The organism is Actinacidiphila sp. bgisy167 (assembly GCF_057707665.1).
In genome coordinates this window covers 1-7,474 of sequence record NZ_JBYIQP010000139.1, presented here as the reverse complement: position 1 = coordinate 7,474, position 7,474 = coordinate 1, and the positions used below count along the sequence as shown (strand labels likewise).

Annotated in this window: 6 protein-coding genes; 4 read left to right on the top strand and 2 right to left on the bottom strand. The window is 71.4% G+C overall.

Going from position 1 to position 7,474, the window contains the following annotated elements:
- The 4 genes from AC3ET4_RS29685 to serA form a co-directional block, all read left to right on the top strand.
- Positions 1–1,890: acetolactate synthase large subunit (locus AC3ET4_RS29685; protein ID WP_431954874.1), on the top strand; the 1,890-nt coding region annotated here is incomplete at its 5' end.
- Between the two features lie 31 nt (positions 1,891–1,921).
- Positions 1,922–2,449, top strand: a complete 528-nt coding sequence (ilvN, locus tag AC3ET4_RS29680; protein WP_319163264.1) for an acetolactate synthase small subunit — start codon at positions 1,922–1,924, stop codon at positions 2,447–2,449.
- 74 nt (positions 2,450–2,523) lie between these two features.
- Positions 2,524–3,522, top strand: coding sequence for a ketol-acid reductoisomerase (gene ilvC, locus AC3ET4_RS29675; RefSeq protein ID WP_431954871.1), 999 nt, complete (start codon positions 2,524–2,526; stop codon positions 3,520–3,522).
- A 257-nt stretch (positions 3,523–3,779) separates the two neighbouring features.
- On the top strand, positions 3,780–5,369 hold the full coding sequence (serA, locus tag AC3ET4_RS29670) for a phosphoglycerate dehydrogenase (protein ID WP_431954869.1): 1,590 nt from the start codon (positions 3,780–3,782) through the stop codon (positions 5,367–5,369).
- Here the strand turns inward: serA and AC3ET4_RS29665 are convergent.
- Together AC3ET4_RS29665 and AC3ET4_RS29660 are read right to left on the bottom strand one after the other, a co-directional pair.
- Positions 5,353–6,660, bottom strand: a complete 1,308-nt coding sequence (locus AC3ET4_RS29665; RefSeq protein ID WP_431954868.1) for a glycosyltransferase 87 family protein — start codon at positions 6,658–6,660, stop codon at positions 5,353–5,355. The two genes, serA and AC3ET4_RS29665, sit on opposite strands and share 17 nt — an antisense overlap.
- 229 nt (positions 6,661–6,889) lie before the next feature.
- Positions 6,890–7,474: PucR family transcriptional regulator (locus AC3ET4_RS29660; protein WP_431954867.1), on the bottom strand; the 585-nt coding region annotated here is incomplete at its 5' end.

Sequence of the window (7,474 nt, the reverse complement as noted above, 5' to 3'; positions counted from 1 at the left end):
CCCCCCCCCCCCCCCCCCCCCCCCCCCCCCCCCCCCCCCCCCCCCCCCCCCCCCCCCCCCCCCGCCGCGCCCCAGCCCACCCCCGCCGAGCGCGTCACGGGCGCCCAGTCCCTCATCCGTTCTCTCGAGGCGGTCGGCGCCGACACGGTGTTCGGCATTCCGGGTGGTGCGATCCTGCCCGCGTACGACCCGCTCATGGACTCCTCGAAGGTGCGCCACATCCTCGTCCGGCACGAGCAGGGCGCCGGGCACGCCGCCACCGGCTATGCGCAGGCCACCGGCAAGGTCGGCGTCTGCATGGCGACGTCGGGCCCGGGCGCGACCAACCTGGTCACCCCCATCGCCGACGCGCACATGGACTCCGTCCCCATCGTGGCGATCACCGGCCAGGTGGCCTCCAAGGCGATCGGCACCGACGCCTTCCAGGAGGCGGACATCTGCGGCATCACGATGCCGATCACCAAGCACAACTTCCTCGTCACCGACGCGGCCGACATCCCGCGCACCATCGCCGAGGCGTTCCACATCGCGTCCACCGGCCGCCCCGGCCCCGTCCTGGTCGACATCGCCAAGGACGCCCTCCAGGCGCAGACCACGTTCTCCTGGCCGCCCGCCACCGACCTGCCCGGGTACCGCCCGGTCACCAAGCCGCACGCCAAGCAGATCCGCGAGGCCGCCCGCCTGATCAGCGAGGCCAGGCGCCCCGTGCTGTACGTCGGCGGCGGTGTCCTCAAGGCCCGCGCCACCGGCGAGCTCCGGATCCTCGCGGAGCTGACCGGCGCCCCGGTCACCACCACCCTGATGGGGCTGGGCGCCTTCCCCGACAGCCACCCCCAGCACGTCGGCATGCCCGGCATGCACGGCTCGGTCTCCGCCGTCGCGTCCCTGCAGAAGGCCGACCTGATCGTCGCCCTCGGCGCCCGCTTCGACGACCGCGTCACCGGCAGGCTCGACTCCTTCGCGCCGAACGCCAAGATCGTGCACGCGGACATCGACCCGGCCGAGATCTCCAAGAACCGCGTCGCCGACGTGCCGATCGTCGGTGACGCCCGTGAGGTCATCGCCGACCTGATCGTCGCCGTCCAGGCCGACCACGACGCGGGCCGCCGCGGCGAGTACGGCGACTGGTGGAAGCTGCTGGACGGCCTGCGCGAGACCTACCCGCTCGGCTACGACCTGCCCGCCGACGGCAGCCTGTCCCCGCAGCAGGTCATCCAGCGCATCGGCGAGCTCGCCCCGGAGGGGACGCTCTTCGCGGCCGGTGTGGGCCAGCACCAGATGTGGGCCTCGCAGTTCATCTCCTTCGAGCGGCCCAACACCTGGTTCAACTCCGGCGGCGCCGGGACGATGGGCTACGCCGTTCCCGCCGCCATGGGCGCCAAGGCCGGGCGGCCCGGCGCGACCGTGTGGGCGATCGACGGCGACGGCTGCTTCCAGATGACCAACCAGGAGCTGGTCACCTGCGCGCTGAACGACATCCCGATCAAGGTCGCCATCATCAACAACGGCGCCCTCGGCATGGTCCGGCAGTGGCAGTCGCTCTTCTACAACGAGCGCTACTCCAACACCGTCCTGCACGCCGGCGAGACCAACGCGGGCCGCGGCTCGCACCAGGGCGTCAGCCAGAGCCCGCCCCCCGGCACCCGTGTCCCTGACTTCGTGAAGCTGTCCGAGGCCATGGGCTGCGTCGGCCTGCGCTGCGAGTCCCCGGACGAGCTGGACGAGGTCATCGCGAAGGCCAACGCCATCAACGACCGCCCGGTCGTCGTCGACTTCATCGTCCACGAGGACGCCATGGTGTGGCCGATGGTCGCCGCCGGCACCTCCAACGACGAGATCATGGCCGCCCGCGACGTCCGCCCCGACTTCGGCGACGCCGCGGACGACTGAGGACGACAGAGAAGCAGAGGAACGACGCGACATGTCCAAGCACACGCTCTCCGTCCTGGTGGAGAACAAGCCCGGCGTCCTGGCCAGGATCACCGCCCTGTTCTCCCGCCGCGGCTTCAACATCGACTCCCTCGCCGTCGGCACCACCGAGCACCCCGACATCTCCCGCATCACCATCGTGGTGAACGTGATCGAGGAGCTCCCGCTGGAGCAGGTCACCAAGCAGCTGAACAAGCTGGTCAACGTCCTGAAGATCGTCGAGCTGGAGCCCTCCGCGGCCGTCCAGCGCGAGCTGGTCCTGGTGAAGGTGCGCGCCGACAACGAGTCCCGCTCGCAGATCGTGGAGATCGTCCAGCTGTTCCGCGCCAAGACCGTGGACGTCTCGCCGGAGGCGGTCACCATCGAGGCCACCGGCGGCGCCGACAAGCTCGAGGCCATGCTGAAGATGCTGGAGCCCTTCGGCATCAAGGAGCTCGTCCAGTCCGGCACCATCGCGATCGGCCGCGGCGCGCGCTCGATCACCGACCGCTCGCTGCGCGCCCTCGACCGGACCGCATAGCGAGACCCCCAGACTTGATTCCGGCCCGCGCCCGTACGGTGTGGGCACCCCCGATCACCAAGGAGAGACCCGAAGTGGCCGAGCTGTTCTACGACGACGACGCCGACCTGTCCATCATCCAGGGCCGCAAGGTCGCGGTCATCGGCTACGGGAGCCAGGGCCACGCCCATGCGCTGTCGCTGCGCGACTCGGGCGTGGACGTGCGCGTCGGCCTGCACGAGGGCTCCAAGTCCAAGGCGAAGGCCGAGGAGCAGGGCCTGCGCGTGGTCACCCCCGCCGAGGCCGCCGCCGAGGCCGACGTCATCATGATCCTGGTCCCGGACCCGATCCAGGCGCGGGTCTACGAGGAGTCCATCCGGGACAACCTCAAGGACGGCGACGCGCTGTTCTTCGGGCACGGCCTGAACATCCGCTACGGCTTCATCAAGCCCCCGGCCGGCGTCGACGTGTGCATGGTCGCCCCGAAGGGCCCGGGCCACCTGGTGCGCCGCCAGTACGAGGAGGGGCGCGGCGTGCCGTGCATCGCGGCCGTCGAGCAGGACGCGACCGGGGGCGGCTTCGGGCTCGCCCTGTCCTACGCCAAGGCCATCGGCGGCACGCGTGCGGGCGTCATCAAGACGACCTTCACCGAGGAGACCGAGACCGACCTCTTCGGTGAGCAGGCAGTGCTCTGCGGCGGTACCGCGGCACTGGTCAAGGCCGGTTTCGAGACCCTGACCGAGGCCGGCTACCAGCCGGAGATCGCGTACTTCGAGTGCCTGCACGAGCTGAAGCTCATCGTCGACCTGATGTACGAGGGCGGCCTGGAGAAGATGCGCTGGTCCATCTCCGAGACCGCCGAGTGGGGCGACTACGTGACCGGTCCGCGCATCATCACCGACGCCACCAAGGCCGAGATGAAGAAGGTCCTCGCGGAGATCCAGGACGGCACCTTCGCCAACAACTGGATCGCCGAGTACAACGCCGGCCTGCCGAGGTACAACGAGTACAAGAAGGCCGACGAGAACCACCTGCTGGAGACCACCGGCAAGAAGCTGCGCAAGCTCATGAGCTGGGTGGACGAGGAGGCGTAAGCCTTCCGCCGCACCGCGTTCGCGCACGGTCCCAGGGGCGCCGAGCCCCCGGGACCGTGCGCTTTGGCCACCCCGTACACCCTCGTGCGGGTGATCCTTCCACGTTGTCGCAGGAGTCCGGGCCCGCCGCCGATACACTCCATTAACAAGCGCGTCAGGCTCACAGCGTCGTGCGTCTTCCACGCGGCATGCCATCCCCCTCCACCGCCTTCGGCCGTCGGGACGCGGCCGTTGACCTGGGACTAGTGAGGACTCACGTGAGCAACCCCGTCGTACTCATCGCTGAAGAGCTGTCGCCCGCCACCGTCGACGCCCTCGGACCGGATTTCGAGATCCGCCACTGCAACGGCGCCGACCGAGCCGAACTCCTGAGCGCGATCACCGACGTCGATGCCATCCTCATCCGCAGCGCCACCAAGGTGGACGCCGAGGCCATCGCCGCCGCCGCCAAGCTCAAGGTCGTGGCCCGGGCGGGCGTCGGACTCGACAATGTGGACGTCTCCGCCGCCACCAAGGCCGGCGTGATGGTCGTCAACGCGCCGACCTCCAACATCGTCACCGCCGCCGAGCTCGCCTGCGGTCTGCTGATCGCCGTCGCCCGCAACATCGCCCCGGCGAACGCGGCCCTGAAGCAGGGCGAGTGGAAGCGCAACAAGTACACCGGCGTCGAACTCGCCGAGAAGACGCTCGGCGTGGTCGGCCTCGGCCGCATCGGCGCCCTGGTGGCCCAGCGCATGTCGGCCTTCGGGATGAAGATCGTCGCGTACGACCCCTACATCCAGCCCGCGCGCGCCGCACAGATGGGGGTGAAGATCCTCAGCCTCGACGAACTGCTGCAGGTCTCCGACTTCATCACGGTGCACCTTCCCAAGACCCCGGAGACAGTGGGCCTCATCGGCGAGGAGGCGCTGCGCAAGGTCAAGCCGCACGTCCGCATCGTCAATGCCGCCCGGGGCGGGATCGTCGACGAGGAGGCGCTGTTCGCCGCCCTCAAGGAGGGCCGGGTGGGTGGCGCCGGCCTGGACGTGTACGGCAAGGAGCCGTGCACGGACTCGCCGCTCTTCCAGTTCGACAACGTCGTGGCCACCCCGCACCTGGGCGCCTCCACCGACGAGGCGCAGGAGAAGGCCGGCATCTCGGTCGCCCGCTCGGTGCGCCTGGCGCTCGCCGGCGAGTTGGTGCCGGACGCGGTCAACGTTCAGGGCGGGGTCATCGCCGAGGACGTCCGCCCGGGTCTGCCGCTGGCCGAGAAGCTCGGCCGGATCTTCACCGCCCTCGCGGGCGAGGTCGCGGTCCGGCTCGACGTCGAGGTGCGCGGCGAGATCACCCAGCACGACGTGAAGGTGCTGGAGCTCTCCGCCCTCAAGGGCGTCTTCGAGGACGTCGTCGACGAGACCGTCAGCTATGTCAACGCCCCGCTGTTCGCTCAGGAGCGCGGTGTCGAGGTCCGCCTCACCACCAGCAGCGAGTCGCCCGACCACCGCAACCTGGTCACCGTGCGGGGCACCCTCTCCGACGGCACCGAGGTGTCCGTCTCGGGCACGCTGGCGGGCCCCAAGCACATCCAGAAGATCGTCGCCGTCGGCGACGACGACGTGGACCTGGTCTTCGCCGACCACATGGGCTTCCTGCGCTACACCGACCGGCCCGGTGTCGTCGGCACCATCGGCCGCATCCTCGGCGACGCCGGCATCAACATCGCGGGGATGCAGGTCGCCCGCGACGAGGCCGGCGGCGAGGCACTGGTCGCGCTGACCGTCGACACCGCCATCCCGGCGCCGGTGCTGGCCGAGATCGCCGAGGAGATCGGCGCGACCTCGGCCCGCGCGGTCAATCTCGAGGACTGACGACCGGTTCGCTCCGCTGGGGGCGGCCGACCCGGGCGATCCGGGCCGGCCGCCCCTTCGCCGTCAGCGCCGTCAGCGCGGGGGAGCCCGGCCGGAAGCGCAGCGCCACCGCCGCCAGGAAGACCAGGCCGAGCACGGGGTAGGGAGAGGCGAGGGGCTGCAGCCACCACGCCAGGTGCAGATCGAGGTCGCCGGCCTTCGGCACGATCCACAGGGAGCGCGCCAGGAAGACCACCGCGGCCGCCCGCAGCGCCCAGCGCGGCGCCTCGGCGGCGAGCAGGATCAGCATCGGCACACACCACACCCAGTGGTGCGACCAGCTGATCGGTGTGATGAGCAGCGCTGTCACCGCGCAGCACACCACGCCCCAGGCCTCCCGGCCCAGCCGCCCCATGCGCACGGATACCGCGAGCCCCGCGCAGGCCACCACGAGGGTGGCGACCGCCCATACCGCGCCGGGGTGGGTGGTGTGCATGACCCGTGCGACCAGGCCCTGCAGCGACTGGTTGTCGACGATCCAGACCTTGCCGATGCGGCTGGTGTCGAAGACGCAGCGGGTCCAGTAGTCGACCGTCGCGCCGGGCAGTGCGAGCGCACCGAGCAGCGCGGTGCCGGCGAAGCCGGCCGCGGCGACCGCGGCCTCCTTGCGGCGGCCGGTCAGCAGCAGGTAGACCGCGAAGATCGCGGGCGTGAGTTTGATGCCGGCCGCCACGCCGATCGCGACGCCCTTGCCCCGGGCGCCGTCCGGCCTGCTCAGGTCCCACAGGACCAGCACGGCGAGCAGCAGATTGATCTGGCCGTAGAGCATCGTCTGGAAGACCGGCTCCAGCCACACCCCGAGCGCCATCGCCAGGACCACCACCACCCAGCGTGAGGCCCGCGCACGCGGCCACCCCGTCGCCCGGCAGGACAGGTGCGCGAGCACTCCCAGCAGCAGCAGGTTGCCGCCCATGAAGACCAGCTTGAGCAGCGGCACGGGCAGCCATGTCGTCGGCACGAACAGCAGCGCGGCGAAGGGCGGATAGGTCGCCGGAAGCTTCCATTCGGTGACGGTGAAGCCGTACAGGTCGGTGCCGTCGACAGCGGCCGCGCCCTCGGCGCGGTAGACCCGCATGTCCGCCATCGGCACGGACATGGACAGGCACAGCGCGGTGAACGCGGCCAGCGACACGAGCAGCAGCAGCCCCGCCAGGAGCAGTCTGCGGTCGGCGCGGCGTCTGCCCTGGGCGGCCGGCGGCGTCTTCCACAGCGCTGGGCGTTCGCGTCCGTGGGCCTCCGTGGAATGAGTCACCGGCTTCCGATCCCCTTGTTCCTTTGTCGGCGGTTCCGCGTGGCGGCGCGCGGTGCGGCGCGTCCACGCATGGTGTCAAGGTCTCGTCCCCGTTGTCACCGTCCCCGCTCGTCCCTCGGCCGGAGGGTGAGCCCACCCCGCCGCCTCGGGGCGGTCGGCGTCACGTCGACGACTGGGCCCGGGCCCCGCGTCACGTTACTTGTGCCCCCCTTGGTCGGCAACAGTCCGTTCAGTCCTCGAGCCCGGCGGTCTTGAGGGCCATGTGGAGCAGCAGTCGGTCCTCCCCGTCGTCGAGATCGAGGCCGGTCAGCCGTTCGACGCGGGACAGCCGGTAGTAGAGCGTCTGGCGGTGTATCCGCAGCTCCGCGGCGGCACGCCCGGCCTGCCCCGCGCGGTCGAGGTACACCTCGGCGGTGCGTGCGAGGTCGGCGTGCGAGGGGTCGAGCAGCGGGCGCACCGCCGCGTCCACCCCGGCGGCCGGCAGCGCTGCCAGCATCCGGTACGGGCCGATGGCGTCCCACTCCGCCGTGCGTCCGAGCCGCGGCTGGGCGCGTGCGGCACGGGCCGCGGCGACGGCCTCGTGCCACGCCTCGGGCAGTTCGGACAGTCCCTGGCGCGGGGTGCTGATCCCGGCCCGCGCACCAGGCTCCGCCGCCTTGCCGTTGCCCTCCATCAGCCGTGCGGCCGCGGTCAGGGCGGGCCCCGACATCGCCTGGGAACGCAGCCGTACGAGGGCGGCCAGCGCCGCGACCGGGGGCTCCGGCCGGATGCGCCCCCCGCCCTCCTGCGGCGGCACCACGCACAGCGCGGCGGC